This window comes from Bradyrhizobium sp. HKCCYLRH1034 (assembly GCF_051168375.1).
Taxonomy (GTDB): domain Bacteria; phylum Pseudomonadota; class Alphaproteobacteria; order Rhizobiales; family Xanthobacteraceae; genus Bradyrhizobium.
In genome coordinates this window covers 1-26,207 of sequence record NZ_JBNPUW010000010.1, presented here as the reverse complement: position 1 = coordinate 26,207, position 26,207 = coordinate 1, and the positions used below count along the sequence as shown (strand labels likewise).

Below are 26,207 nucleotides of genomic sequence, written 5' to 3'. Positions count from 1 at the left end.
CGAGCCCGTGAGCCCGCTGCAGCACGCCTGCGGCCACCGCATCCCCAGACCCCACGTCTCGTGACGATCGCGAAGCGCCCCTCTCGGCGGGTCCAGGATGGCGATACACAAGCACATATTCGGAAAAATAGCAACAAGATTATTTTCTTCAGAAGGTCTGGGCGGGCCAAATCAGCTTGATGACGCTGATGGAGTCTGTCGCGCCGTGCACCCCGACTCCGCCGCACGTGACGCTGCCATGGGATGGCAAAGCGACGCCGAAGGCGACGCGTGCCCACCATTGGCGCCAGTGGGGGCGGTGGGCACGGCCCATGAGAGATCGTGCATGACGCCATCGCTGTTGGCGCGCCTTTGCCCACCCTGCGGCGCCTGCGTGGCGTCATCGCTCAACCATGATCGCCAGATGAGCGGGGGCGTGCCGCTATCACGTCTGATGGAGTTCGGCCGTCAAATCAGCAAGCCTGAGTTCGTGCAGCTCACGACTGGGCCGGCTTGGTTGCGGCCGCAGCTTCCCAGCCGGGCTCGACCGGGACCATGTACCAGGTCGTCAGTACGACTTTCGAGAACAGCCAACGGCCGCTTTCTCTGACATATTCATCATCGAACCGGCCGCCGACCATGAGGCTCTTGCCGTTGAGAACGGGACGGCCGTCGAGATGGCTGTAGCCTCTGCCGCGGTCGCCATCGATTTCGATGACGTGCGCGTGGATGAACTGGCGCGCCCATTTGATCGGGAAATTGAGGAAGAAGTCGCGGATCGCCTCGCGGCCGGTGACCGGTGGCCGTCCGCCATAGGACACCGTGGCGTTCTCCGCGAAAAGATCGGCCAGATCGGCGACGCGCTCCTGGTTGACGTATTCGTGGTACGTGCAGCGCAGTGTCCGGATCGCCTCGCGATCGTCATGTTCGGCGAGGCGCTTCTCGAGCGCCTCGATCCTGGCTCTGAGATCGACGTTGTCGTCTGAGTTGCTCATGGTTCATCCGTCTCGGCAGGGAGGCCGTCTGGCTGGAGGTGCTGGTGATCACCGATGATGGTGCGGAGCCGCTCCTCGACGCGGAGCCGTACCGCTGGATGCGGAAGGACGTAGAATTCGTCGTCGTGGATGGCCTGGATCGTCATCCGGGCCACATCGGCGGCGCTGACCTCGGATGCCGCCATTCCCGCTCTGACGCGCTGATCATACGCTGCAGTGTCGGGGTTTGTTGAAGCCAGATGTATGGGGCGATGTCGGCCTGAGTCGGCGATGGCAGTCTTGACGAGCGAGGGGCACAGCACGTTGACCTTGAGAGGAGAGCCGGCGAGCTGAAGGTCCTTCAAGAGGCACTCGGACAAGGCGACGACCGCGTGCTTGCTGGCGCAGTAGACGCCGGAGCCCGCAACGGCGGTCAACCCCGCGGCTGACGCCGTGTTGACGATGTGGCCCTCGTCGCCTGCAGCCATCATGCGCGGCACGAAGCTGCGAATGCCGTTGGCGACGCCCAGGAGGTTGACTCCGAGCACCCATTTCCAGTCCTCGGGAGTTGCGGACCAGAGCGGGCCAAGCGCCGCGACACCGGCGTTGTTGAAGAGCAGGTGAACGTTGCCGAACTCCTCAAATGCAAGGTCGGCGAGGCGCTGAACCGCCTCGACGCTGGACACGTCGCACTGTGCGGTGCGCACGGCGATCCCGCTCGGCATCAGGTCTTTCGTGGCTGATAGTCCGTCGCGATCGACGTCGGCGACAACGAGCTTCATTCCTTGCGCGGCGCAGGCCGCAGCCAGCTCGCGACCGATGCCGCTCGCAGCTCCCGTGATCACCGCGACCTTGCCCCCGAGCTGCTTCATGCCGCGCTGATTCCGCCGTCCACGGTGAACACCGATCCGGTGATATAGCTCGCGGCTGGCGATGCCAGCAGCAGGCTGACGCCGGCAATCTCGTCGGGCATCCCAAGCCGGTTCATCGGCACCATGGCCTGGAGCGGCGCTGTCGCGGCCTCGTCCAGCAGGCGGCCACCGCCGAGCCCTGTCCGGAAGAAGCCGGGCGCAATGGCATTGACCTTGACGTCGAATGTGGCGAGCTCGAGCGCGGCTTGCCTGACCAGGTTCACGACCGCGGCCTTGGCGGCCGCATACGCATAGGCGGTCGCTGCCGAGCCTCGCAATCCTCCGACCGATGCCGTGACCACGATCCGGCCGCTGCGCTGCACCTTCATGTGTCGCGCCGCAGCCTGGATGGTCGCGAATGCACCGGTCTGGTTGATGGCGAGAACCTCGCTCCCATGCAGCGAAATCGACGTTCTCGATGTGGCCCTGCGGCAATCGAATTCCGGCTCCCCCGCTGATTCCGGCGTTCGCGAACATCACGTCGAGCCGGCCCTTGCGCGTGACGACGTCATCGACCGTCCGCCGGATGGCGTCTGGATCTGCGACATCGACCGTCGCGATATCTGCCCCCGGGATGATCTCCTCGCCGATCCGCCTCAGTTCCTTCTCGTTCCTGTCAACCAGGATCAAATCGGCGCCGTTGGCCGCCATGGTCCGGGAAATGGCCAGGCCAAGTCCGCTCGCGGCCCCGGTCACAATGGTGACGAGGCCGTTGACTGCGAAGAGGCGTTCGGCCGTCAGCGACATGAGGGGCTCCTCGTTTCGACATGGCCGCCCGTTGCGCCTCCGGCCGAGCCGCGTCGTGACGCCGCCAAGAGACAAGCGCAGATCATGGCCGAGACTGTCGCAATCGCGACAATCGATGCACAAAATCACCCTAGCTTTGAGCCGGCGAGGGGGCCGGGACGCAGGTCGCCGCGCGCAAGAACATCAACAATTTCGAGGGGGACGGGCGGTCCATGACAACCGAGGCAACGAATGTTGTGGTGTCCATCCCAGGCGTCGAGGTCTCGACGTCCGGACGATCCCGCTCATGCCATTCGCCGAGGACAGCCATCCGGCGCCTGCTGAAGAAGACAATGTGAGAGGATGAGAGCCGATGATCATCGTTGTGGGATCTGTGGATGGGCTTGGCGAAAGCTTTGATCGTCTGATGAAGATCTGCCTGGCGCATGTGCATCGTTCGCGTGCGGAAGACGGCTGCGTGGAGCACACCGTGCAGGTTGATTGCGAAAACTCCCTCCGTCTGCGCTTCTTCGAGCGCTGGCGTGACGCCGTCGCGCTCAAGGCGCATTTCGCCCGACCCGAGTCACGGGCGTTCGTGCAGGAGGTCGCCAAGCTGTGCGCGAGACCGCCAGTCATGACCATCTATGAGGCCGAGGAAAAATCGTTCTAGCGCCAGCCGGCCCACAGGTCTGACGCGCATCATTTTACCCCACCCGGCGACTCGCGCTGGGGTGGGCCTGCACCGCAGCGAACCCGACCACCTCGATTGATCTCCGCTAGACTGATATGGGATCACAGATGTTGCGACAGCGACAAAGCCCGTCTTCATGTGTGGCGACGAATGAACAAAGCGGTGCTCAAGGCTGTTCTGCGCAGGAACAAGTGGTTTGCCGGCCTTCCTTCGTCATTGGCGGACAGCATTCTTCGTCTGGGTCGCATCCGAAACGTGGACAACTCCCTGATCTATTCCGCGAGCGACTCCCGGGACGGATTGATTGCCCTGGTGTCGGGGCAGGTGCGACTGACCAGCTTTTCGCTGTCCGGCAATCCCTCCTTCCTGCTGATCTCTTCGCCTGGATCTTGGATCGGCGTCACCTCGGCCCTCGACGGGCGCCCCTATGGCTACGATGCGTTCGCCGTTGGCAGGGCGGTGCTGTTTCACGTGAGCCAGGAGCGGTTCGAGGCGCTCATCAGCGAGAGCAATGAGTATTATTCTGCGTTCGTCCGAATGGTCTGCGATCATCTGCGCGTCTCGATGCAGAACCTGATCATTCTGCGCAATCGGCGTCCACTTCACCGGCTTGCGCAGGAATTGCAGAGGCTCGCAGAGAGTCACGGGCGCCAGACCGAGAAGGGGATGATCATCGATTTGCGATTGTCGCAGGAGGACCTCGCGGTGATGATCGGGGTCGGCCGGCAGACGATCAACCGACTGCTCAAGAGTCTCGAGCAGGATGGAATTGCGACGGCAAAGTACGCGTCGGTCACGATTCACGACCTGGAGGCGATCGAACGTCTCAGTTCGAGCGACCCCGCGGAGAGCTAGGCATCACCAGGCCAAAAGCGAGCTTTGCGCTCGGGTTTCCCTGTCTGGCGCCGAGCCCTGCGTATTCCAGCGGGCGGCGCGTCTGAACTAAAAGATGCCGCCGTTCGGTCCGGGTTGTTCAAGGCGTCATCTCGAGAGCGAGGGCTTCCCTCGGTGTGGCGATCGCGAGGACGCCGGGCTGCCACGAGACCGCACAGTAGACGCGCGCCTCGTTCATCATGGCGACAACGATCCTTCGGCCCGCAGGTCACGGAATTCAGGTAAGTCGCTGAAAAGGCGCGGTAATCGGCGTTCAACCCCGATCCCCTGCGCCTACTACCTTCCGCCTATGAGAGCCGGGCGGAGCTGATGCTGTAATCGCCCCGTTGCTTGCAGCGCGACTGCTCATCTTGGGGCTGGCGCACGCGCCATACGACCACAACAAAGACATAAGCGGAGGGAACTGATGAACTTCACGAGCAGGAGATTCTTGGCTGGCATCTCGACGGTTGCCTTCCTTGTCGCCGGCACGCTGGGCGTCCGCGCCAACGACTCGGCGCTGAAGGCCGCCAGCGAGCCCGGCGCCTGGGCGATGACCGGGCATGACTACGGCAACACCCGGTTCAGCCCGCTCAAGGAGATCAACACCGAGAACGCCAGCAAGCTGTCGCTGGTCTATTCGTTCTCGCTGGCCTCGCTACGCTCGAACGAGGCCTCGCCGATCGTGATCGGCAACACGCTCTACGTCTCGACGTCGTGGGGGCCGAAATACGTCTATGCGCTGGATGCCGCGACCGGCGCGCGCAAATGGACCTATGAGCCGGACATTCCGGACGATACGCTGCAATATGCCTGCTGCGACGTGAACAGCCGCGGCATCTCCTATGCCGACGGCAAGCTGTTCGTCGGCCGGCTCGACGGCAAGCTGACCGCGCTCGATGCCGCCACCGGCAAGGAGCTGTGGACGTCCAAGGTGGTGGACTACAAGCAGGGCTCGGTGATCACCTCGCCGCCGCTGGTCGTGCGCGACAAGGTCATCACCGGCTTCGGCGGCGGCGAGTACGGCGTGCGCGGCTCGCTGCAGGCCTACGACATCAACTCCGGCAAGATGGTCTGGCAGACCTACACGGTGCCTGCGCCCGGCGAGCCCGGCAGCGAGACCTGGAAGGGTGACACCGGCCTGCATGGTGGCGGCGCGGCCTGGCTGGTCGGCTCCTACGATCCGAAGAGCGACACGGTCTATTGGGGCACCAGCAATCCAGGTCCCTGGAACACCGCCGTGCGCTCGACCGGCAATGGCGATTTCGGCAAGCTGACCAATCTGTATACGGCATCCACGCTGGCGCTCGATCCGAACACCGGCAAGATCAAGTGGCACATCCAGACCACGCCTGCCGATGCCTGGGACTATGACGGCGTCAACGAGGCTATTCTCGCCGATCTCAAGGTTGGCGGTGCGGCTGTCCCGACGCTGATGAAGGCCGACCGCAATGGCTTCTTCTTCGTGGCCAACCGCGAGACCGGCAAGGTGATCTCGGCCGAGAAATACGTCTTCGCCAACTGGGCGCAGAAATGGGACACCTCGACGTTGCGCGCGGTCGAGGATCCGGACAAACGGCCGGGCCCCGGACATCCCGTCAAGGACGTCTGCCCGAACCTGATCGGCGGCAAGAACTGGCAGCCGATGTCGTACAATCCGGACACCGGCCTGGTCTACGTCCCGGCGAACAATGTCTGCATGGACTGGTCGGTCAGCGACGTCTCGTACAAGCGCGGCGTGTTCTATCTCGGTGCGGAATTCCCGACCAAGGAAGGCCCCGGCGGGTTCCTCGGTGAACTCATCGCCTGGGATCCCGTGAACAACAAGAAGGTCTGGTCGATCCAGGAAGACCTTCCGTTCAACGGCGGCACGCTGAGCACCGCCGGCGGCTTGGTGTTCTCCGGCAATCTTCACGGCGACTTCCGCGCCATCGACGCCAAGACCGGCAAGATCCTGTGGAAGAAGAATCTCGGCTCCGGCATCGGCGCCGGTCCGGTGACCTACTCGGTGGACGGCAAGCAGTACGTTGCCGTCGTCGTCGGCCGCACCGCCTCGATCCCGGCGTTCCTGGGCGAGATCGGCAAGAAGATGACGAACGCAGCTCCCGAGGGCGGCGCTCTGTTCGTGTTCGCGGTCCAATAACCGCAACGCTCGCGACGGCTGCGCGTGGCCCCGGCCGCGGGGACACGCGCGGCGTTCAGCCAATCCGCATCAAGCGGACGAAGACGGCCCGGCCGCGAGACCGAGCCGTACAAGCAGATAGACAAGACCTGAGGGATCGAGGATGCGCCTGAATCGCCGTCAGACTGGCTCGAATTGGCGGGCCACCGCCGAACTGGCAGCAAGCGCGACGGCTCTCGTCGCCTTGGTGGCCTCCACCGTGCTGGCCGCGTCGGCGGCGGGCCGGGCCAACGAGGCGGAGCCGCTGCGACTCTGCGCGGACCCGACCAATCTTCCGTTCTCGAGCGACAATCCAACGCAGCCGGGATTCTATCTCGAGGTTGGCCAGGCGCTGTCACGCGAGCTCGGCCGCCCCGTGACGTATGATTGGTACAAATCCTATTTCGGCAAGCGCACCGTGCGCGTGACGCTGCTGGGCAAGCAGTGCGACGCGATGATCGGCCTGCCGCTGTCAGCGGACTTCATGGGACCGGCAGTGATCTTCTCGCAGAAGATCGCAACCGAAACCTACGCGCTCGTCAGCCGCGGAACGTTGCTCGTCCATGGCATCGACGACCTCCGAGGCAAGCGGGTTGCGGTGCAATACCAGACCACGCCGCAAAATCTGCTGGCCCAGCGCGACGACATCGAGAAGGTGACGGTGCTGACACCGGACGAAGGCTTGGCGGCGCTGGCCCACGGCAAGGCCGACATCGCCTTCATCTGGGGGCCGGTTGCAGGCTGGCTGAACAAGACGATCTACCAGAGCAGTTTCCGGATCCAGCCGGTCGAGGGCGACGGTCTGTCCTGGGATGCCGCGATCGGCCTTGCCAAGAGCTCCACGCAATTGCGCGATCAGATCGACGCCGCGCTGCCGCAGCTCGCACCGCGGATCGCCGAGCTGGCGGTCAAATACGGGCTGCCGAGCGAGCCGTCGATCAGGCTCGGCGCCGTGCCGCGCCCGATCAAGCTGGCGTCGGCGACTGACCCTGCTCAGCTTCTCCGCCAGCCGGTCGCCGAGGCCGCCGTGATGAGGGTTTCGGACTCGACTGCGAGCGAGTCGAAGACCGAGGCGGTGACGCTGGGCAAAGAGATCTTCAACGGCACCTGCGCGCATTGTCACGGACCAGACGCCGTGCAGGCGGAACGGCGCATCGACCTGCGACGGCTGCGGACCCGCTACGGCGAGGACATGCGCGACAAATTTTGGACCACCGTGCATGAAGGCCGTCCCTCCAAGGGCATGCCCGCCTGGAAGGAGGTCTTTACCGACGACCAGTTCGAGAGCATCTATACGTTCCTGCTGACCGTGCAGTCGTCAGAAACGGCAAATTGAAGGAGGGACACCGGCCGACACGATCTGCCGGATCACCCGGCACGTGCTGGCGGCGAGTGAAGGTCGGACATGACGCGCTTTCTGATCATCGACGATCATCCGCTGTTTCGCGAAGCTCTCGGCAATGCGGTGCGTCTGGCGCATCCCGACGCCGAGATCTTCGAGGCGCTGTCGATTGCCGATGCGCTCACCACCCTCGCAATGAAACCCGACATCGACCTGGCGCTGCTCGACCTGACGCTGCCCGATGCCATGGGCTTCTCGGGATTCCAGCGGCTTCGCGCCGCGTATCCGCGGCTTCCGGTCGCGATCGTCTCGAGTGAAGAGGACCAGAACGTCGTGCGCGAGGCGCTTTCGCTCGGCGCGGCCGGCTATCTGCCGAAGTCGACCTCGAAGCGCGAGCTGACGTCCGCGATCGAGCGCGTGCTCAGCGGCTCGATCTCGGTCCCGAAAGACTTCGTGCCCGTCGTCGAGCGCCACGGGACGGGGTCATCTCGCGCGCTGCAGGCGCGTCTCGAGGAGCTGACGCCACAACAGCTTCGCGTCCTCGACCTGATCAGGCGTGGCTATCAGAACCGGGAAATCGCCGGCGAGCTTCAGCTTGCGGAGTCGACCGTCAAGGCGCACATCACCGAGATCCTGAGAAAACTCCGTCTGTTCAGCCGCAACAAGGCCGTCATCGAGATCGGCAAGATCGCGCTGAACGTGCCGGCCGACCGGCAGGGATCGCGCACCGCTTCGGGTCGAAAGCACCCGTAGCGAATTGTTGCGCCGCACGACTCCACGGCCACCGCAGGCGTGGCGACGTCGATGGCGTCTTGGTCGTTGATTGATGCCAACCAACGCGGTATCGCTGATGCTCCGGTTCTGACGTTCCTTCGAAGACGCAGCCCGCACGCTGGTTGAATGTCGGATCCGCGACACTGAATGATCCGGATCTTCGATCCGGCCGGGGGAGGCAGGCACGTGGCTCGATTGCTCATCGTCGAGGACCATCCGCTGTTTCGGGAGGCGCTGGAGAGCGCGATCCGCGCCGCTCTGGCTGATGCCGAGATGCGCGAGGCGACGTCCGTCGACATGGCCGTCGGGCTTCTTTCATCTCCGCCGAGATTCGACCTGATCCTGCTCGACCTCTCGACACCCGGAACGACCGGACTCTCCGGCGTCATCCGCATCCGCAAGACCGCGCCGCGCACACCGATCCTGGTGGTTTCCGCGCATCGGGACCCGGACCTCGTCGCCCATGTTCTCGCGCTGGGTGTCTCCGGCTACATCTCGAAGTCGACTTCGAAGCAGCAACTTGCCGACGCGATCAAGGCCGTGCTGGGGGGCGAGGTCCATGTTGAAGGCGGCTCCCTCTGCGCCAGTGCGCGCCGTGGCCGACTTCCTGCTCAGGACCTCCTGAAGCGTCTTCACGAACTGACGCCGCAGCAACTGCGCGTGCTCGACCTGATCCGCCGCGGACTGCAGAACAAGCAGATCGCCTATGAGCTCGGGATCTGCGAGACGACGGTGAAGGTCCACGTCTCGGAGATCCTGCGAAAGCTTCGCGTCATGAGCAGGACCAAGGCCATCATCGAGATGGAAAAGATCGACTTCGTGAACCTCATCGGCGAGCCGCGCGCGCCGGCTCGGGCAAACGGCGCTGAGGCGCTCATGACAGCAAGAACGACAACAGCGCGCGAAGCTCCGCAGGCCTGACCGGCTTGGTCAAGATCTCGAGCCCGTATTGGCTTGCTTCCCTGGCTGCGTCTTCGGAATAGTCGGCGGTCACGATCATGGCCGCAACATCACGGCCGAGGAATTGCCTGATGTCCCGGATGGCGGCAAGCCCGCTCTCGTCGCCATCCAGGTGGAGATCCGCGATGATCGTCTCGGGGACCGCCCCGAGCGCACTCAAACGCTGCAAAGCGTCATTCAGCGACGCCGTCGCCACGACGTCGCAGCCCCATTTTTCCAACAGACTGACCATGGCCTCGGCGGTGGCCAGGTCGTTTTCGATCAGCAGGATCTTGGCGCCTTCGAGCCCGCCATAGTCGTGGTCGACGTGATCCGCAGGATGCGGATCCGGCAGTACGGCTGCCGGGTCGGCGCGGTCGAGCTCGAGCTTGAATGTGGATCCATGTCCAACCCGCGAAGCCAGCCCGACCTCATGGTCCAATGCCTTGGCGAAGCGGCGGACGATCGACAGGCCCAGCCCGAAGCCGGCTTGATCCTCGGCGCTCGGCTGACCGCGCTGGAATTCGAGAAAGATCGCTTCTTGTTGCGGTTTGGGAATGCCCGGGCCGGTGTCGTGGACCTCGATGCGAACCCGGCCTGCTCCCGGCCCCGGCCGGCATCCCATGACGACGCCGCCTCGCCGCGTGTAGCGCAGAGAGTTGGCGAGGAGGTTCTGCAAGATGCGCCGCAACATCATGGCATCCGAGACCACGGCGATCGAGCACGGACAAATGCGCAGGGACAACCCGCGTTTGGCAGCGATCGGGGCGAATTCGCGTTCGAGCGGCTCGAACAGGGTCGAGAGCAGAACGGGCCTGACATCGGGGCGCAGGGCTCCGGCATCGAGCTTGGCAATCTCCAGCAGGGATCGCAGCAGATCCTCGAGCATGGCCAGCGAATGGTCGACCTGGCCGACCATGGCCGTTCCGCGATCGGACGAGACTTCGTCCGCCAAGGTCGAGAGCGTGAGCCGCGCGGCGTTGAGCGGCTGAAGCAGATCATGCGTCACGGAGATGAGAACCGAGGATTTCAGGGAGCTGGCCGCTTCAGCCTGCTGCTTGGCCCGAAAGAGGTCCTTGTTGGCGGTTTCGATCGAACGCAGCGCATCACGCAGCTGGCGCGTCCGCTCGCGCACCTGCTGATCGAGCGCGATCGCCGTTTCGAACAGCGAGAACGCATTGAACTGCTGGTCCATCGAGCGTTCGACCCGGGACATCAGCGCGGCGTTGATCTTCCTGAGCTTGGCCGCCTCGCGCTGCAGGTCTTCCGGAGACCCCGCGGCGGTCATGGCTGCGCCGCTCCACGTTTGCCGATCGCGACCCCGGTCAGCGTCTGATTGACGTGCATTGAACCGTACTGCTCGCCATAGGTATGGAATCCGACGATCCGGTTGTCGCGATAGAGATCGGACATTTCCCGCGCAAACTGATGCTGCTCTGCGTCAAGACGCCTGAGGATGCACTCGAAACCGATGAAGATCGAGACCTCGCCGATCTCGTCGCGGACCTCGGCCAGCATCTCGCGGGCGGCCGCCACGGAGTTGCGTGACCTCGCCGCCGTCAGCACCATTCCTTCGTCGATCGCGCAGAAGAACCGGAGCGAGCCGTCAGGGCTGACGCGCTGAATCGAGCGCGCGAAATAGGAGCCTCCCACGCGCACCAGGACCGGATGGGCCGCAAACAGGAACGGGTCGAGCTCGGAATCGGCTATTCCGATCGCGCGACAATATTCCTCCGCCGCCGGCTCGGCATTGAGCTGCTTGACGATACGCTGCTCGAGATCGGCCTCCGTCACCACCATCTTGGTCGAGGTCGGCTCGAAATTGTCGCATTTGAACAGCCGGAACGGCAATGACGTCCTGATCAGGATCAGCACGGCCATGTCCGTGTGGGCCTTGCCGTCGTGAAAGACCCAGGTGCGCTCGAACCGCAGACCGTCGCCGGCCGACCCGCCAACCAGGGGAATATTGTCGAGCGAGGCGTAGATCGCCGACATGATCGCCTCTTCGCGCTGGCACATGCCGTCGATCAGGACGAGCCCGAACACGCCGTCGTCGTCGCGACCACCGTGCCGCGAGAGGTCCTGCCTCATCTGGTTGCCGAGGCGACGTCCTTCATCGACGCGAAAGCCCGACAACCCGAAGATGGGCTGTGCGAATACCGTGAAATCCTCGGCGGCAAATCCGAGAGCGACGACGCTGTTGTCGTCCCAGCCATCGGGCGACAGCTCTCCGGCCGTCGTACAGCCGTATACGGGGACGTCCGCAAGACGGGTCGTCACCTCCACCATGAACTCGTTTGGATCGTAGTGGGGCGACAGGAAGATCAGCACCATCGCCAACCCCCCGGCCGGCAACTGGCCGCAGATGTCGGCCGCCGCAGCGGCCTCCGTCGCAGCCTTGGACTTTGCAGCAGTCACGCCAGACGGACGCGAGGGCCGAGGATCGGCGTCTCCCATCGGGCACCTCCCAGAACGACACTTTGGTTTGTTGGCGATCGTTCGTTTTTTTAGAATATTAAGCCAATTGAGCAGCAACGGCAACCGCGCGGCTTGATCCAGGACAAGGACTTGGGCCGGGCTGTCGTCCGATCATCCGCGCGGATCTGCTCACCGGCCTGGCCCGGGGGGCTGGCCCGCGCCCGCTCCGGATCGAAAAGGGAAAGATTTCGCATGCTCCGCCGCATCGCTCTTGTCGCCGTTCTCGCCAGCCTGGCACCGAGCGCCCGCGCGCTCGACGGAAATCCGGCCGCCGGGAAAAGCATCTTCCAGCGCATCTGCCAGAACTGCCACTCTGCCGAGATCGGCGTCAACAAGGTCGGCCCGAGCCTCTGGAACATCGTTGGACGGCAGCCAGCGGCTGTGCCGGACTACGCCTATTCGGAGAGCATGAAAAAGAACAATGCGCCTTGGACCGCGACGGCACTGGATGCCTATATCGCCGATCCTCGCGGGGACGTTCACGGCGTCAAGATGTATTTCAAAGGATTGGCGGACGCGAAGGAGCGGGCCGACGTCGTCGCCTATCTGTCGACTCTGAAATAGCGTAGCCGGGGAAGCCGGCGACTTTGCCGACGCTGCAGGCCGCGCCGTTGGAAAAGAGCCGCTCACCGATTACGACTGGCATCGTTGGCGCGCTGGCCCAGGGCATCATCGCTATGAGCGGGTTGGGTGTCGGGCCGGCGTTTCTGCAAGCGGTTTTGAGGCTGCGGGTACCAGGCATGTCACGATGAGCTTGGATCACCCTTCTTTCGAAGCGAAAGCTTCAGGGCGACGCCCCCAATTCTCGAATCCTCGATCCACAGTCGGCCATCATAGAGGCTGGTCAGGTCGCGGGCGATCGCCAGACCGAGCCCAGTGCCGGGCTTCGCGTCGTCAAGTCTCGTGCCCACGTCGAACACGCGCATTCGGTGTTCCACTGGAATGCCGGGCCCGTCGTCCTCAACCGTGATCAAGACGGTGCTGTCGAGATCCTCGATCGAAATCACGACGCGGTCACGTGCCCATTTTGCCGCATTGTCGAGCAGGTTGCCGATGAGTTCGGTCAGATCGTTGGTGTCGCAGGCAACGACGACGTCCGCTGCTCCTTCGACTTCGAACCGCCGGTCGTGCCCTGGGCTGAATCGCGAATAGGTATTGATGACGCTCCTCAAGACGTCTGCGACGACCGCAAACGCACCTGCATTCGCGATCGTGGAGGCCTTTGCGCGCGCCGTCTGGTAGTCGATGAGCAGCGCCATTCGCGAGCACTGCTCCGACAGAATCTGAGCGTGGATCTCCTGACCGGACGCTTTCAGCCGTGCTGCCTCCTCGTCGAGAATTGCCAGAGGTGTCTTCAGCGCGTGTGCAAAACTTCCTGCGAGTACGCGAGCGCGATCGACCATGTTGAGATTTGCCGCAATCATTCCGTTCAGCTCGGTGACGAGCGGCATGATTTCCTCCGGCAGGTCCTCAGGCAGCCTTGAGGTCTTGCCGCTACGCACGTCCACGATGGCGCGACTCATGCGCTGGAGCGGCCGCAGGCCGTAAGCGACCTGAGCGTAGGCGGTGCCAACCATGGCGAGGGCCATGATACCAAGCGTCGCTATCAGCGTCAGATTGAGGTGCTGCATCTCGTCACTAATCAGTCGCTCGTCTGCACCGACACGGATTTCGACGGGTTGCCCGAGGCGAGACGGCTCGCTGATGTTTCGGACCATGCGCATCGGCCCGGTCGGTCCCTCCACACTAAGCGCCGTGGAGGAGGGCAGGGAACCCTCGCGACTCTGGTCGGGCGTGAATGAAAGGAAAAGGTCATCCTGCAACGACGGCGAGCGCGCGCTTTCGCCGTTCTGCAGGATGACCTGCCAATACATTCCGGAACGGGCAGGGGAGAAACGCGGATCGCTCAGATCGCGGGCGATGAACAGCCGCTGCGTGGCGTCGAGTTCCACGAGATCGGCGAGCTCGCGGGCGTGATCCAGCAGGTCATGATCGAAGTGGGCCTCGACGACACGGCGAATGACGATCGAGAGCCCGAGCCCGCTGGCGAACAAGACGATGGAAATCCAGATCGCGGCGACCGCGAGCATCCGGGCTCGGAAGTTGCGGCTGAACATTGCTCTACCCGAAGCGATATCCCATGCCTCTGACGGTGCGAATGCAGTCACGCCCCAGCTTTCTCCTGAGCCGGGCAATGTAGACTTCGACCGTATTGGAGTCGCGATGGTCGCTGCTCGGATAGATGTGCTCCAGCAGCTCGGTCTGCGACACGATATGATCGGCGCGGCGCATGAGGAGTTCGAGAACGCGCAACTCGAGTGCAGTCAGGTCGACGATCTCCCCGTCCTTCTTGACCAGGCCGGCCGCCGCGTTGAATTCGATCTGCCGGAGGCGGAGCACGGCGTCCGGTCTGCTGGAGACCCGACGGAGCAGCGATTTGACCCGCGCGACGAGCTCCTGCGCCTTGAAGGGCTTTTCGAGATAGTCGTCCGCGCCTGCGTTCAGGCCGTTCACACGCTCGACCCAGCCGCTGCGGGCGGACAGGATCAGCACCGGCAGCGTGTGCCCGGTATGACGCCAGCGTTGCAGCACGTCGAGGCCCGAAATGCACGGCAGTCCGAGGTCGAGCACCGCGGCATCATAGGGCTGGCTGTTGCCCAGCATCCAGCCCTGCTTGCCATCGGTGGCGAGATCCGCCTCGAAACCGGCATCGGCCAGGCTTTCCCTGATGCGCTCCGCGTAGATGGGCTCGTCCTCTATGAGCAGAATGCGCATTGCCATTCCTCCGGTTGCCGAACGCGTTCCGACGATGCGGACACGCTGATCGGGCCTCGAACGCTATGGATTGATCCCGAGCTCTCTGGCTGCGTCAGCGATGCGCGTGCGCTCCGGGACGTCCTCCGCAAAGACCGACAGTGCGCGTTGCAGCGACTGTTTCGCCGCCTCGACATCGCCCAGTACCACCCGCGAGCGGATCAACTTGATCCAGCCTTCTGCATCGCGCGGTGATTGCTCGAGTCGGCTCGCAAGGCCATCCACCATGCCCCGGATCATGAGGTTGCGGTCCTGTGTGGACATGCTTTCCGCCTTGCGGATGTCCTCGGCGCGGGGGCCGCGCGGCTCCGTCGGCTCGGTCGCGGAGGTCTTGCCGGAGCGCAGGAGTTCCTGCATGCGCTCGGCGGACAGGTTCGGCCGGGCAGGCGATGGCGAGCCGTCATCCTCTCCGAGCTCGCGACGAAGCGCGCCGAGCCGCTGCTTGAGATCGGGCAGCCACGGCTCGTTCGGATCGGCCTCCGATACGATCGCCGTCCAGTCGGCCATCGCACCCCGTTTGTCTCCCTCCTGTTCTTTCACGACGCCGATGAAGAAGCGGGCGCGCGCGTCCTTGGGATCCAGTTTGAGTGCTTCGTCGAAGTCCGCGCGGGCTTCGGACGTGACGGTGCCGTCCGCGGCCCGCACCAGCGCTTCGCCGCGTGCGCTGCGGTATTCTGCCGAGCCTGGCCGCAGCTCCATTGCGCGCGCATAGGCCTGTGCCGCCTCTGCAAAGCGCTCGATGTTGAACAGCGACCAGCCCAGCAGCCGCCATCCGTCGGCATCCTTGGGATTCCGCTCCAGTCTGGTCTGCACACGCTGGATCATCTCTTCGACCGGCGGCAGTCCGCTGCTCTGCTGCGGTCGGGCGCGACCGTCCTGGCTGGTCATCTGCTCCAGCGAGGCAATGGCCTGGGTGCCGGCGTCGGATCGCGCCTCGCCAACCGACCTCGCCGTGGTGCTGCTGGCGGTCTGGCCCGGTCCGGCCGCGGGGACATCCGGATTTCCGACAACCGCATACAGACCGACGGAGCCGAACACCACCGTCAGCGTGACGACACTGAGCGCAAATTTTCGTTCGGAGCTGGTGAGGGAGGGCGCCGGCGGCTGTTCGGCGGCCGCTGCGGCGAGAATGCGCCGCTTGATCTCGCTGGCCGCGTTCTCGCCATCCGACTTGTCGATCAGGCCGCGTGCGGTTTCGTTCTCGATCTCGCGGAGCTGGTCGTGGTGGACGGCAAGTCCCTGAGCCGAAGCCAACCGTCTCCGCTCGTAGCTGCGGATGAATGGCGTCGATATGAGCACGGCGGCCACGGAAATCATCGCCGTCAGGATCAGCCACAGCATCATGAAAGGCTCCGTCGATCGAGGATCGCCTCGATGGCTTCGAGTTCGTCGGCGCTGAGCGGAGCGACGTGCTCCGCCTCGGGCGCACTCGCATTGGCTGCCGCCCGGCGCACGTAGCGGCCGAAGCCGACGATGGCCGTGAGCAGGGCGAGCAGGGGACCGATCCACAGCGCGATGGTATTCCACTGCAAGGGAGGCTTGAGCAGGACGAAGTTGCCGTAGCGTGCGACCAGGAAGTCCACCGCCTGCCGGTCGCTGTCGCCGGCCTGCAGGCGATCGCGCAGCAGCACCCTCAGATCATGCGCCAATGGAGCGTTCGAGTCGTCAATGCTCTGATTTTGACAAACGACGCAGCGCAGCTCCTGGCCCAGCGCGCGCGCGCGCGCCTCCAGTCCCTCGTCGCGCAACATTTCGTCGGGAAGCACCGCACGAGATGGTGACCATGTCGCCGTCAGCACGAGCGAGCTGACGAGCAGCGCTTCGGCCGCGCGCTTGATCCGCCGGCAGTTCATGACTCGCTCCTGAGTGCCTTCAGCAGAGGTTCGAAATCGTCACGCCATACATCTTCGGTCAGCGGGCCGGGATAGCGGAAGCGGATGCGGCCGGCCCGATCGATCACGAAGGTTTCGGGAACGCCGGTCACGCCAAGATCGATGCCGGCCCGGCCGGACTCATCGGAGCCGACACGGGCATAGGGACTGCCATGCTTGGCAAGCCAACGTTTGCCGTCGTTCCGATCGTCCTTCCAGTTCAGCCCATAGATCGGGATCGCGGAGCTCTCTGCGAGCTTGAGCAGCATGGGATGCTCGACGCGGCATCCGGGGCACCAGGATGCGAAAACGTTGAGCAGGACCACGTCGCCCTGCAGGTCGGTATTGGCAAGACCGCCGCTCTTGCCGTCGAGCGACGCGAGCTGGAAACGCGGCGTCGGCTTGTCGATCAGGGTCGAGGGCATTCGCTGCGGATCGTTGGTCAGGCTGAAAGCCAGTCCAGCGGCCAGTGCGGCGAAAGCCACGAGAGGTATGAGATAGGGGAGGCGCGGCATATCTCGTCCTATTCAGCAGGAACGGCAGTCGGTACGGCCCGCATCGCCCGTCGCGGAGCACCGACACGAAATCTCCGGTCGGCCAGCGAGATGAAGCCGCCGAAAGCCATCATCAGTGCGCCGATCCAGACCAGCGGCACCAGAGGGTGATAGTAGCAGCGCACCGCCCACGCGCCCTTGTCGTCGGGATCACCGAGCGTCACGTAGACGTTCCAGATCAGGTTGGTTCGAATGCCGGCGGCGGTCGTCTGCTGCTGTCTGACGGGATAGAAGCGGCGCTCGCTGGAAAGCTGCGTGAACGGCTTGCCGTTCCGCGTGATGTCGAACGTGCCACGCTCGGCTTCGTAGTTGGGGCCTGGAAATTTTCCGATCGAGCGCAGCTTGATGTCGTAGCCCGCGAGCTGCAGGCTCTGGCCCGGCCGCAGCATCTGCACCTTCTCGCTGGCCCACGCGGTCATCCCGGTAATGCCTGCGACGGTGACGCCCATTCCCGCATGGGCCAGCACCAGGCCGTAGACCGCGAGCGGGGTGGTGCGCGCGAGGTTGAGCGAGGTCGCCAAGGGAGTCGTCATGCCGAGGCGGACGCGATGAGCCAGCACCATCAGCGAGCCGATCACGAGCCAGACGGCGATGCCGAAGAAGAACGCAACCAGGAAACGCTGTCCGAACGTCGCGACGAGGATCGCGACGGCAATGAATGCCGCAAGTCCCCCGGCCAGGCGGAGTCGTTGCAGGGCCGCAACGAGGAGATCGCGCTTCCATTTCAGAACCGGGCCGATCACCATGGCAAGCAGCAGCGGAACCATGATCGGAACGAACGTCAAGTTGTAGTAGGGAGGACCGACGGAGATCTTGTCGTTTCCGAGCATGTCGACGAGGAGCGGGTAGAACGTGCCGAGAAACACGGTGGCCACGGCTGCCGTGAGCAGCACATTGTTGAGGACGAGGCCGCTCTCGCGGCTGACGGCCGCGAACAGCGCACCGTGCTTCAGGCTTGGGGCTCTGATCGCATACAGCGTCAACGCCCCGCCGGTCGCCACCAGGATGAGCGCCAGGATGAATGCGCCACGCGACGGGTCCTGTGCGAAGGCATGAACGCTGGTGAGCACGCCGGACCTCACCAGGAAAGTCCCGATCAGGCTCAATGAGAAGGTCACGATCCCCAGCAGGATCGTCCAGCTCTGGAGGGCGCTCCGACGTTCGACCACCAGGGCGGAATGCAGGAGCGCAGTCCCCGCAAGCCACGGCATGAAGGAGGCGTTCTCGACGGGGTCCCAGAACCACCAGCCGCCCCAGCCGAGCGTGTAGTACGCCCATGCGCTGCCCAGCGTGATTCCAATCGTGAGAAAGCACCAGGCCGCGAGCACCCACGGTCGGACCCAGCGGGCCCAGCTGGCATCGACCTTTCCCTCGATCAGCGCGGCGACCGAGAACGAGAACGCCATCGAGAAGCCGACGTAACCCAGATACAGAAACGGTGGATGAAAGGCGAGGCCAGGATCCTGCAAAATCGGATTCAGTCCGTTGCCTTCGAGGGGAGCATCGACCAGCCGCGCGAACGGATTCGACGTCGAGACGATGAACGCCAGAAAGCCGAGGCCAATCATGCCGTGCACGCCGAGAACGTTGCTCTGCAGCCGCTCCGGAAGGTTCGTTCCGAACAATGCAACTGCCGCGCCGAACAAGGAGAGGATCAGGACCCACAGCAGCATGGATCCCTCATGGTTTCCCCAGACTCCGGAGACCTTGTAGAGCAGCGGCTTCAGCGTGTGCGAATTCGCTGCGACGACCTGGACTGAAAAGTCGGAGTGGACGAACAGCGACGTCAGGCATGCGAATGCGATCGCGACAAACAGAAACTGGGTCAAGGCAGCGTGACGAACGAAGCCGGCGATCATCGCGGATTGGCGGCGCAGCGCTGCGAACGGAACGATCGACTGCACCAGCGATACGAGGAGCGCGAGAATGAGCGCAAACGATCCGACCTCCGCTGTCATTTGGTATCTCCGACTGCAGCGGATATTCCTGCAGCTAACTATCAAGTGTCTGTGATGCGCCGACAATCAATGCGCCGAATGAGGCATCATTCGTACGGAATGATGATGATCCATCGACGTGCATCGTAGTGTAACTGCAACTCATTCGCACCCGCGGCCGGAGAACGGTATCATCGGGGCGTCTTGGTACTTAGCGTGATATTCAATGAGATATATCGCGCGAATCATCTGCCGCGCCATCGAGCAGCGAACGCGACGTCGACCGCATGATAGGCAGGGTGGCGAAACGAAATCGTCCGCTATTCCAGAAGCTTGGCGATATCGCCGTGACCGCTGGCAGCGGCGATGTCGGTGGCACGTTCGCGGCGCTTGTTCCTCAACTGCTTTTCGGCACCGGCGGCGAGAAGGCTGTGCGCAATGCCGATATTCCCCTCATGGGCCGCCATCATCAGCGCGCTCATGCCCTGGCCGTTGCGCATGTTCGGGTCGGCCTTGCGCCTGAGAAGCTCACTGACGACATCCGCAAGCCCGGCGCGCGCGGCGAGGATGAGAGCGGTATTTCCGCCTCTTGTCGCGCGTTTCGGGTCGGCCCCATGGTCCAACAGAAGCAGCGAGGCCGCGGCGCTGCGGCCCTCGATGGCATTCAGCAACGGCGTCTTGTCGTCGGTGTCCGCGCGGTTGACGTCCGCACCTGCGCGGATCAGTTGTCCGATCGCGTGCGTATTGCCATTGCCGGCCGCGTGCCAGAGTGCGGTGCGGCCCTGCCCATCGGCGGCGTTGAGGTCGGATCTCTGAACGAGTTGCCGATCGAGCGGGCCATTTGGGCACGACGCGACCGCGATCATGAGTGGGGTCCGGCCGTCTGCCAACGCGGGCAGACTGCCGGAGGCGCCGTCGAGGAGCGCGGCGATAGCGGCGCCGTTGCAGCGGCTGAGCGCCATCAGTAGTGCGGTCGCGCCATCTGCACGCGCTGCAGACGGGTCGGCCGCCTTGGTCAGCAGCAGTCTGATGATGTCTCCATGATCCTTGTCCGCTGCCAGCATCAATGGCGTGTCGCCGCGCCGGTTGCTGGTGTTCGGATTGGCTCCCGAGGCGAGCAGGAGCTCCACCAGCCGAAGATGCCCGGCGGCCGCGGCGATCGCCAGAGGCGTATCGCCGTCCTCGTTGACCGCGTTGACGTCAGCCTTCGCAGCGATGAGCTGGCGCATCGGATCGAACTGGCCGCGCAGGGCGGCGTCGATGATGGCCGGATGGCCGTTTCGCATGGCGGCCTGCGCATCGAGCGTCGGGGGCGGCCTGCGCGCAGCTTCGCGCGCCGGCTCCCCGGCGCGCGGGCGCGCATTTCGGTTGACCATGTCGGCCAGCAACTGCTCGGCGGGCTGATAGCCGGCCGCCGCCGACTTGCGTAGCCAGTCCCGCGCCCGGTCGGGATCGGCCGGCGTTCCACGGCCCGCAAGCCACATCGCTGCGACATTATACTGCGCCTTGACATGTCCCTTCCTTGCGCTTGCCTCCATCCATTTGAACGCCAGCGTGTCGTCTGCTCTGGTGCCGAGACCGGCGCGGTAAAGTGATGCAAGTCGGTACTGCGCCTCCGGATTGCCGGCGCTGGCGGCGCGCTCGAGCAGCTTCAGTGCGTCCTCGGGATGTCCGGCGCGGATCGCGGCATCGGCCGCCTGGCTCGCGGATGCTTCGGAGCTCACGCCGGCCGGCGTTTCGCCGGCCGGGGCGACCGACGGCACGGTCGAGCCGACAAGACAGATCAGGGGGATGATGACGTAAGAGGACTTAAGCCGTGCCATATTTCGTCTCGACCTCGATACCCATGCTCTTCAGGAATGCGGTGGGCAGAATGCCGCCGACGCACACGATGACGGCATCGTTTGGGATCGTGCTCGTGCTGCCATTGGCATCGATCTCGACGTCGTCACCGCCGATCCGTTTGACTGACGAATTGTAGATGACGCGGAGCCGGCCCGATTGGGCGGCTGCTTCCGTCCGTTGACGGTTCTTCAGCTTGGCGCGACCGAACGACTCGCTGCGATGCGACAGGGTCACCGTCGTTCCAGGCTCATCGGCGATGGAGCAAGCGGCTTCCAATGCAGCGTCGCCGCCGCCGACGACGAGCACGTGCTGGCCGCGATACTGCTCGGGGTCGACCAGTCGATAGACGACCTTGGTCTGCTCTTCGCCTGGAGCCTCCAGCTTGCGCGGCGTTCCGCGGCGCCCGATCGCCAGGAGCACGGCATGCGTTCTGTAGCTGCCGCGGTTCGTCCTGACGTCGAAGCCTTCTCCGACTCGGGTGACGGCCTCGACGCGCTCGCCGACGTTCACCTTGAGGCGGGACTTGCGCACGATGCTCATGAAGAAGGCGATCAACTGCTCCTTGCTGAGCTCTCTGAAGTTGAACTTGCCCGCGAGCGGCAGCGTGAAAGGTGCCGTCATCACCAGCTTGCCGCGGGGAAAGTGCGCGACGGTGCCGCCGAGCGAGTCCTGCTCGAGCGTGACGAAGCGCAGCCGATGCTGCAGGCAGGCGAGACTGGCGGAGAGACCGGCCGGACCGCAGCCGACGACCACGACGTCGAGCATATCGGACTTGCCGATGTTCTTGACCTTGCGGACGGAGTCGATCGCCTGGCGTCCCTGCTCGATGGCGTTGCGGACCAGCCCCATCCCGCCGAGCTCTCCGGCGATGAAGATGCCGGGCACGTTGGTCTGGAACGCCTCGTCCACGTTCGGAATGTCGATGCCGCGCGTTTCGGTGCCGAACACCAGCGTGATGGCGTTCACGGGGCACACTGCCTTGCAGGCGCCGTGTCCGATGCAATGCGAAGGCTCGACCAGCGACGCCTTGCCGCCGATCAGGCCGAGAATGTCACCCTCCGGACACGCCCTGACGCATGAGCCACAGCCGATGCACAAGGCAGGATCGATGATGGGATGGAGCGATGCCGGCTCGAGAAGACCGGCGTCCTTGGCGGCCGAGAGCTTCGCGACGCTCTTTATTTCCTTCCGCTTGCGCACGGCCATGTAAGTGGCCCAGACGCCGAGCATTGGCGCGGCGTAGACAATCAGGAGATCGATCGCCATGTCGTCTCTCTCTTTCTTACGAACTAACAGCGGAAGATAGAGAGTCGCCGACCGCAAACTCCGCGTGAAAAGGTCGGATGCGGTGCTAGATGCAAATTCCTCTCAAGAGATGCCGACATAGAAATTCCAGAATGATCTGACGTCTTGGAGACTAGGATTGGATCATTCGTTGAACAGATGCCGTCGGCGGAAATATGGCTCGCACTGATTTCGGACTAATGACGTCGGTGTCGGAAGACGGAGAGGGTTGTTGCAAGTGGTTATCACTAAGTTCTCTCTCGACTGAGATCCGGGGCTCCGCGAACGGGTCTGGCTTCCGCCGATCCGGCATTCGGGATTCACAGGAAACGTCGAGGTCATGAGCAGAGCAGCGGTCGCTCGCGCGAGCGGCAATCCTCTTCGAGGAACCATTCCGGTCGTCATCACGGTCATCGTCCTCGGAGCGATTGCCGTCGGGTGGCTGCAGAAGGAGGAGGAGTATATTACGCCGGGCTCCGGCACCGGATACTGGCTCGGGATCTACGGCAGCGTCGCCATGTTGTCGCTGCTGGCCTATTCGATGCGCAAGCGCTTCAAGTCGCTGCGCGGCATCGGCTCGGTGCCGTTCTGGTTCAGGACCCACATGCTGCTCGGCGTCGTTGGTCCCGTGCTCATCCTATTCCATGCGAATTTCCAACTGGGGGCGCTCAACAGCAACGTGGCATTCTTCACCATGCTGATCGTGGCGATCAGCGGCGTGATCGGCCGTTACATCTATGGCAAGATCCATATGGGCCTCCATGGCGGGAGAGCGCGTGTCAAGGAGCTGCTCGCCGAGGCCGAGGCAATGCGAACGGAGCTCGGTGAGGAGATGCAGGCCGTCTCGTTCGTGTCGCGGGAGCTGGCTGCCTTCAGCAAGGGGCTCGACAACAAGGTGCCGCGAACTGCGCTGGGCAGCCTGCGGACTGGCGCGGTCATCGCAGCGCGGACGAGACGGCTGCGCGCCAATGTGGTTGCGGAAGCGCGCCGGCTCATTCGCGCCGAAGCCAAGCGCGCGCGATGGTCGTGGTCCGAGCGACGGCGTCGCGAGAAGCGAATCGAGGAGGTGGTGCGGCGTTACGCCGCCGCAGTGCGCAAGGCCGCTGAGCTGACGTTCTTCGAACGATTGTTTTCGCTGTGGCATGTGCTTCATCTGCCGCTGTTTTTTCTCATGCTGCTGGCGGGCGTCGTTCATGTCTGGGCCGTCCATCACTATTGACGGAGTTGCGTGATGCGGTGGCGTGTTGCGGTCGTTGTCGCCGTCCTGGCCGGCGTTGCCATGCTATCGGCCGGAGTTCGAGCACAGACGTTGCTGGAAAAGCTGGTCATGCCCGGCCCGCTGGCCGAGAAGCATGCCAAGCTCGAGAGCGAGTGCGGAAAGTGCCACGAAGCCTATACCCGGAAGGCACAGTCGGGCCTCTGCCTCGATTGCCACAAGGAGATTGCCGTCGATCGCAGGCAGCGTGAGCGCCTGCACGGACGCGACCAGGCGGCGCTGAGCCAGGAGTGCAGGCAGTGTCACACCGACCACAAGGGGCGTGGAACCGACATCGTCCAACTCGACAAGGAAACCTTCGACCACGACATGACGAACTACCGGCTGGTCGATGCGCACAAGACCGTGCCTTGTGCGGGATGTCACGTCGCGAAGGTGAAGTTCCGCAACACGCCCTCGACCTGCTTCGAGTGTCACAAGGCGCTCGATCCGCATCGCGGCCGGCTTGGTGAACGCTGCGAGAACTGCCACACGGCGGTGAAATGGCGCGCGACCAAGGAGTTCGACCACACGAAGACCCGGTTTCCCCTCGTGGGCGCCCACAAGTCGGTCGCTTGTGCGACGTGCCACTCCGGCGAGCAATACAAGGATCTGCAGACGTCGTGCGGCTCATGCCACCGTCTTCAGGACGTCCATGGCGGCCGCTTCGGCGACAAGTGCGAGACGTGTCACGATCAGGAGAAATGGAAGACGGTCCGCTTCAATCACGACAAGACCCGCTTCCCGCTGCGAAATGCGCATGCCAAGGTGAAGTGTGAGAGCTGCCATACGGGTGATCTCTATCGGGACAAACTCGCGACGTCATGCGTGTCCTGTCACCGCAAGCAGGATCCGCATCAGGGCAAGCTCGGCGAACGCTGCGAGACGTGCCATAGCGATGCGGGCTGGCGGAAGAAGCTCACCTTCGATCACGAGATTACGCGTTTTCCGTTGATAGGTCTGCACAAGTCGGTGCCTTGCGAGGAGTGCCACCGGACGCCGACCTACAAGAATACGCCGATGGGCTGCGAAAGCTGCCACAAGGATTTCCACCAGGGGAAGCTTGGAGGGCGGTGCGCCAGCTGTCACAATCCGAATGGGTGGCGGCTTTGGCGTTTCGATCACGCGCGGCAGACACGATTCCCGCTGGTCGGTGTCCACCAGAAGATCACGTGCGAGGCCTGTCACAAGGCCAAGTCGCCGCCGGATCTGAAGTTGCCGATGGATTGCTTCAGCTGTCATCGCAGCTCGGACGTGCACAATGGCACCTTCGGTCAGACGTGCGAGCGCTGCCATGTCGCAACGGGATGGCGCAACGTTCAGATCAGGAACTGATTCGAACGGCTGCGTTGGCCGCACACGGCGTCTGAGATCGTGTCGAGCTGACATCGGCTCGCAGCAGCTATCAGTTCGCATGCAGATCAATGGCTTGCATGATGAGCTTGCGGGACCATTGCGCGCGCGCGACGTCAGAAACCTTAACCTCCATTCAGCTTGAGTTCAGCTTGGCCCAGTTTTGGGCCAGCTTTGCGCGTCTCTGGAAGCCCTGTCGTAGGCGTAGCGAAGGCTGCGTGATCTGGCCGATGACTCCGTCGTCGCCCGATCGATGCAGCGCTCGATCAAGGGAGCACGGAGCGTTCCGAGTATTCGGTGGCTGGGGAAGACGTGCCGCCGGGCCGTAGGGGAAATCCGCAAGGGTGTCTTGGATTTGTCGGGGCGACCGCCGAGCAGCGGACGCTCAACGGTCTCGGCTGGATTGGGGTCGGCCGGTCTCCGTCGGATGTCCGGCTGGCGATCGAGTCGAGAGTGAAGAGCGGAGTTGGAGTTGAGCAGCTGCTACAGCAAGCTGGGGCTGGTGGCGCGAGCCTCGCACCGTATGGTGCAGTGGCTGCTCGCCTGTATGCTGCTCGCTCTCGTGTTGGCAGGGCATGCTGCCGCGCAGAGCTCATTCGACCATGTCTCGACAGGTTTTCCGCTGACCGGAAGCCATGTCGGGGTGGAGTGCTCGTCCTGTCACGTCGGCGGGCGGTTCAAGGGCACGCAGACGCAGTGCGCCAGTTGCCACAACGGCGCGCAGACGGCGGGCATGTCGGTCAACCACCCGATGTCCACGAGGCGATGTGAGAGCTGCCACCAGACCTCGACATGGAAGGACGTTCGGGCGATCGATCATACCCAGGCGAAGGCGTCATGTACGACCTGCCATAACGGCGTGATGGCACGGGGCAAGTCGAAGGATCACATCACGACGGCGGCGCCATGCGATGTGTGCCACAGGTCGACGGCGAGTTTTCGCATCAGAATGAAGATGGACCACGCCGGCATCGTCGCCGGTTGCGCCAACTGTCACAACGGGACGACGGCGCGCGGCAAGTCCAGCAACCATCTCCAGACCAATCTGCCGTGCGAGTCCTGTCACACCAGCACGGCGAGCTTCGGCGGCGCGGCATTCAAGCACGCGGCGACCGACACCAACTGCGCCACCTGCCACAACGGCAAGACCGCGATGGGGATGACGACGCCGCCGCACATCCCGACCGGGACGCTGCAGTGCTCGAACTGCCACAGCAACACCGCGGCGAGCTTCGCCACCTACACCATGAACCACGCCGCGGTGGCGACCGCGCGCTGCGACAGCTGCCACAACGGCTCCTTCACCGGCCAGGGCACCAAGGGCGCCATGGGCACCGCGTCGTACCCGAACCACGTCGCCACCGGCGGTGCCGACTGCGTCAGCTGTCACGCCAAGGCGGCCTCGGGCGGCTTCACCAGCTGGGGCGGTGCGGCGTTCAAGCATGC

The 26,207-nt window shown here is 63.9% G+C and carries 22 protein-coding genes and 2 pseudogenes; 10 read left to right on the top strand and 14 right to left on the bottom strand.

The features are described from left to right. Positions 1-476 precede the first annotated feature (476 nt). The 4 genes and pseudogenes from ACQR0W_RS23130 to ACQR0W_RS23115 form a co-directional block, all read right to left on the bottom strand. The gene (locus tag ACQR0W_RS23130; RefSeq protein WP_316170832.1) at positions 477-974 is read right to left on the bottom strand and encodes a nuclear transport factor 2 family protein; all 498 of its coding nucleotides are present in this window, start codon (positions 972-974) and stop codon (positions 477-479) included. Beyond that, a pseudogene (locus ACQR0W_RS23125) lies at positions 971-1,813 on the bottom strand (SDR family NAD(P)-dependent oxidoreductase); the annotation flags it as partial. The gene ACQR0W_RS23130 and the pseudogene ACQR0W_RS23125, both read right to left, overlap by 4 nt. Positions 1,814-1,821: 8 nt before the next feature. Continuing rightward, positions 1,822-2,193, bottom strand: a complete 372-nt coding sequence (locus tag ACQR0W_RS23120; protein WP_410051269.1) for an SDR family NAD(P)-dependent oxidoreductase — start codon at positions 2,191-2,193, stop codon at positions 1,822-1,824. A gap of 97 nt (positions 2,194-2,290) precedes the next feature. After that, positions 2,291-2,611 (bottom strand): annotated as a pseudogene (locus tag ACQR0W_RS23115) (SDR family oxidoreductase); the annotation flags it as partial. A gap of 352 nt (positions 2,612-2,963) precedes the next feature. Between ACQR0W_RS23115 and ACQR0W_RS23110 the strand changes: the two are divergent. The 6 genes from ACQR0W_RS23110 to ACQR0W_RS23085 all read left to right on the top strand — a co-directional run bounded on the left by ACQR0W_RS23110 (position 2,964) and on the right by ACQR0W_RS23085 (position 9,352). Beyond that, complete coding sequence (locus ACQR0W_RS23110) at positions 2,964-3,260, top strand: putative quinol monooxygenase (protein ID WP_315717722.1); 297 nt, start codon at positions 2,964-2,966, stop codon at positions 3,258-3,260. Between the two features lie 171 nt (positions 3,261-3,431). After that, positions 3,432-4,136, top strand: coding sequence for a Crp/Fnr family transcriptional regulator (locus ACQR0W_RS23105; protein ID WP_315717723.1), 705 nt, complete (start codon positions 3,432-3,434; stop codon positions 4,134-4,136). A gap of 469 nt (positions 4,137-4,605) precedes the next feature. Beyond that, positions 4,606-6,297: a PQQ-dependent methanol/ethanol family dehydrogenase gene (locus ACQR0W_RS23100; RefSeq protein WP_410051268.1), complete on the top strand. Its 1,692-nt coding sequence runs from the start codon at positions 4,606-4,608 to the stop codon at positions 6,295-6,297. Between the two features lie 142 nt (positions 6,298-6,439). Further along, positions 6,440-7,651 carry a c-type cytochrome gene (locus ACQR0W_RS23095; RefSeq protein ID WP_316170829.1) on the top strand — a complete coding sequence of 404 codons (1,212 nt, stop codon included), beginning with the start codon at positions 6,440-6,442 and terminating at the stop codon, positions 7,649-7,651. A gap of 69 nt (positions 7,652-7,720) precedes the next feature. Continuing rightward, positions 7,721-8,410: a response regulator transcription factor gene (locus ACQR0W_RS23090; RefSeq protein WP_316170828.1), complete on the top strand. Its 690-nt coding sequence runs from the start codon at positions 7,721-7,723 to the stop codon at positions 8,408-8,410. Between the two features lie 207 nt (positions 8,411-8,617). Next, positions 8,618-9,352, top strand: a complete 735-nt coding sequence (locus ACQR0W_RS23085) for a response regulator transcription factor (protein WP_316170827.1) — start codon at positions 8,618-8,620, stop codon at positions 9,350-9,352. On the opposite strand, the gene ACQR0W_RS23080 is transcribed toward ACQR0W_RS23085, so the two are convergent. Both ACQR0W_RS23080 and ACQR0W_RS23075 read right to left on the bottom strand, forming a co-directional pair. Then, a complete protein-coding gene (locus ACQR0W_RS23080; RefSeq protein WP_315717728.1) occupies positions 9,306-10,658 on the bottom strand; it encodes a hybrid sensor histidine kinase/response regulator in 1,353 nt (450 codons plus the stop codon). The genes ACQR0W_RS23085 and ACQR0W_RS23080 overlap by 47 nt on opposite strands. Beyond that, a complete protein-coding gene (locus ACQR0W_RS23075; protein WP_316170826.1) occupies positions 10,655-11,827 on the bottom strand; it encodes an FIST N-terminal domain-containing protein in 1,173 nt (390 codons plus the stop codon). The genes ACQR0W_RS23080 and ACQR0W_RS23075 overlap by 4 nt, the downstream gene beginning before the upstream one ends. Positions 11,828-11,920: 93 nt before the next feature. Between ACQR0W_RS23075 and ACQR0W_RS23070 the strand changes: the two genes are divergently transcribed. Continuing rightward, positions 11,921-12,412, top strand: coding sequence for a c-type cytochrome (locus tag ACQR0W_RS23070; RefSeq protein ID WP_316170825.1), 492 nt, complete (start codon positions 11,921-11,923; stop codon positions 12,410-12,412). 179 nt (positions 12,413-12,591) lie between these two features. Here ACQR0W_RS23070 and ACQR0W_RS23065 read toward each other — a convergent pair whose 3' ends face one another. The 8 genes from ACQR0W_RS23065 to ACQR0W_RS23030 form a co-directional block, all read right to left on the bottom strand. Next, entirely contained in the window at positions 12,592-13,965 is a 1,374-nt protein-coding gene (locus ACQR0W_RS23065) for a HAMP domain-containing sensor histidine kinase (protein ID WP_316170824.1), read from the bottom strand. Between the two features lie 4 nt (positions 13,966-13,969). Next, positions 13,970-14,623 (bottom strand): response regulator transcription factor, encoded by a 654-nt coding sequence (locus ACQR0W_RS23060; protein WP_315717732.1) that lies wholly within the window; start codon positions 14,621-14,623, stop codon positions 13,970-13,972. 63 nt (positions 14,624-14,686) lie between these two features. Next, a complete protein-coding gene (ccmI, locus tag ACQR0W_RS23055) occupies positions 14,687-16,006 on the bottom strand; it encodes a c-type cytochrome biogenesis protein CcmI (RefSeq protein WP_315827884.1) in 1,320 nt (439 codons plus the stop codon). Then, the gene (locus ACQR0W_RS23050; RefSeq protein WP_315717734.1) at positions 16,003-16,515 is read right to left on the bottom strand and encodes a cytochrome c-type biogenesis protein; all 513 of its coding nucleotides are present in this window, start codon (positions 16,513-16,515) and stop codon (positions 16,003-16,005) included. Before ACQR0W_RS23050 ends, ccmI begins: the two co-directional genes overlap by 4 nt. After that, the gene (locus ACQR0W_RS23045) at positions 16,512-17,048 is read right to left on the bottom strand and encodes a DsbE family thiol:disulfide interchange protein (protein ID WP_315754748.1); all 537 of its coding nucleotides are present in this window, start codon (positions 17,046-17,048) and stop codon (positions 16,512-16,514) included. Before ACQR0W_RS23045 ends, ACQR0W_RS23050 begins: the two co-directional genes overlap by 4 nt. Positions 17,049-17,056: 8 nt before the next feature. Beyond that, a complete protein-coding gene (locus ACQR0W_RS23040) occupies positions 17,057-19,045 on the bottom strand; it encodes a heme lyase CcmF/NrfE family subunit (RefSeq protein WP_315717736.1) in 1,989 nt (662 codons plus the stop codon). A 299-nt stretch (positions 19,046-19,344) separates the two neighbouring features. Continuing rightward, positions 19,345-20,787 (bottom strand): ankyrin repeat domain-containing protein, encoded by a 1,443-nt coding sequence (locus tag ACQR0W_RS23035; RefSeq protein ID WP_316217534.1) that lies wholly within the window; start codon positions 20,785-20,787, stop codon positions 19,345-19,347. A gap of 46 nt (positions 20,788-20,833) precedes the next feature. Continuing rightward, on the bottom strand, positions 20,834-22,135 hold the full coding sequence (locus tag ACQR0W_RS23030) for an NAD(P)-binding domain-containing protein (RefSeq protein WP_315754742.1): 1,302 nt from the start codon (positions 22,133-22,135) through the stop codon (positions 20,834-20,836). 358 nt (positions 22,136-22,493) lie between these two features. On the opposite strand from ACQR0W_RS23030, the gene ACQR0W_RS23025 reads away from it, so the two are divergent. The 3 genes from ACQR0W_RS23025 to ACQR0W_RS23015 all read left to right on the top strand — a co-directional run. After that, the gene (locus tag ACQR0W_RS23025; protein ID WP_315717740.1) at positions 22,494-23,372 is read left to right on the top strand and encodes a pyridine nucleotide-disulfide oxidoreductase; all 879 of its coding nucleotides are present in this window, start codon (positions 22,494-22,496) and stop codon (positions 23,370-23,372) included. Positions 23,373-23,384: 12 nt separating this feature from the next. Then, positions 23,385-24,743 carry a cytochrome c3 family protein gene (locus ACQR0W_RS23020; protein WP_316170822.1) on the top strand — a complete coding sequence of 453 codons (1,359 nt, stop codon included), beginning with the start codon at positions 23,385-23,387 and terminating at the stop codon, positions 24,741-24,743. Positions 24,744-25,233: 490 nt separating this feature from the next. After that, the coding region (locus ACQR0W_RS23015) for a cytochrome c3 family protein (RefSeq protein ID WP_316235348.1) at positions 25,234-26,207 on the top strand (974 nt) is incomplete at its 3' end.

Bases quoted from the DNA above. Each gene is read 5' to 3' on its own strand.
- ACQR0W_RS23130 (WP_316170832.1), bottom strand. From the start codon at position 974: ATGAGCAACTCAGACGACAACGTCGATCTCAGAGCCAGGATCGAGGCG.
- ACQR0W_RS23120 (WP_410051269.1), bottom strand. From the start codon at position 2,193: ATGAAGGTGCAGCGCAGCGGCCGGATCGTGGTCACGGCATCGGTCGGA.
- ACQR0W_RS23110 (WP_315717722.1), top strand. From the start codon at position 2,964: ATGATCATCGTTGTGGGATCTGTGGATGGGCTTGGCGAAAGCTTTGAT.
- ACQR0W_RS23105 (WP_315717723.1), top strand. From the start codon at position 3,432: ATGAACAAAGCGGTGCTCAAGGCTGTTCTGCGCAGGAACAAGTGGTTT.
- ACQR0W_RS23095 (WP_316170829.1), top strand. From the start codon at position 6,440: ATGCGCCTGAATCGCCGTCAGACTGGCTCGAATTGGCGGGCCACCGCC.
- ACQR0W_RS23090 (WP_316170828.1), top strand. From the start codon at position 7,721: ATGACGCGCTTTCTGATCATCGACGATCATCCGCTGTTTCGCGAAGCT.
- ACQR0W_RS23080 (WP_315717728.1), bottom strand. From the start codon at position 10,658: ATGACCGCCGCGGGGTCTCCGGAAGACCTGCAGCGCGAGGCGGCCAAG.
- ACQR0W_RS23075 (WP_316170826.1), bottom strand. From the start codon at position 11,827: ATGGGAGACGCCGATCCTCGGCCCTCGCGTCCGTCTGGCGTGACTGCT.
- ACQR0W_RS23065 (WP_316170824.1), bottom strand. From the start codon at position 13,965: ATGTTCAGCCGCAACTTCCGAGCCCGGATGCTCGCGGTCGCCGCGATC.
- ACQR0W_RS23060 (WP_315717732.1), bottom strand. From the start codon at position 14,623: ATGCGCATTCTGCTCATAGAGGACGAGCCCATCTACGCGGAGCGCATC.
- ccmI (WP_315827884.1), bottom strand. From the start codon at position 16,006: ATGATGCTGTGGCTGATCCTGACGGCGATGATTTCCGTGGCCGCCGTG.
- ACQR0W_RS23050 (WP_315717734.1), bottom strand. From the start codon at position 16,515: ATGAACTGCCGGCGGATCAAGCGCGCGGCCGAAGCGCTGCTCGTCAGC.
- ACQR0W_RS23045 (WP_315754748.1), bottom strand. From the start codon at position 17,048: ATGCCGCGCCTCCCCTATCTCATACCTCTCGTGGCTTTCGCCGCACTG.
- ACQR0W_RS23040 (WP_315717736.1), bottom strand. From the start codon at position 19,045: ATGACAGCGGAGGTCGGATCGTTTGCGCTCATTCTCGCGCTCCTCGTA.
- ACQR0W_RS23030 (WP_315754742.1), bottom strand. From the start codon at position 22,135: ATGGCGATCGATCTCCTGATTGTCTACGCCGCGCCAATGCTCGGCGTC.
- ACQR0W_RS23025 (WP_315717740.1), top strand. From the start codon at position 22,494: ATGAGCAGAGCAGCGGTCGCTCGCGCGAGCGGCAATCCTCTTCGAGGA.
- ACQR0W_RS23020 (WP_316170822.1), top strand. From the start codon at position 23,385: ATGCGGTGGCGTGTTGCGGTCGTTGTCGCCGTCCTGGCCGGCGTTGCC.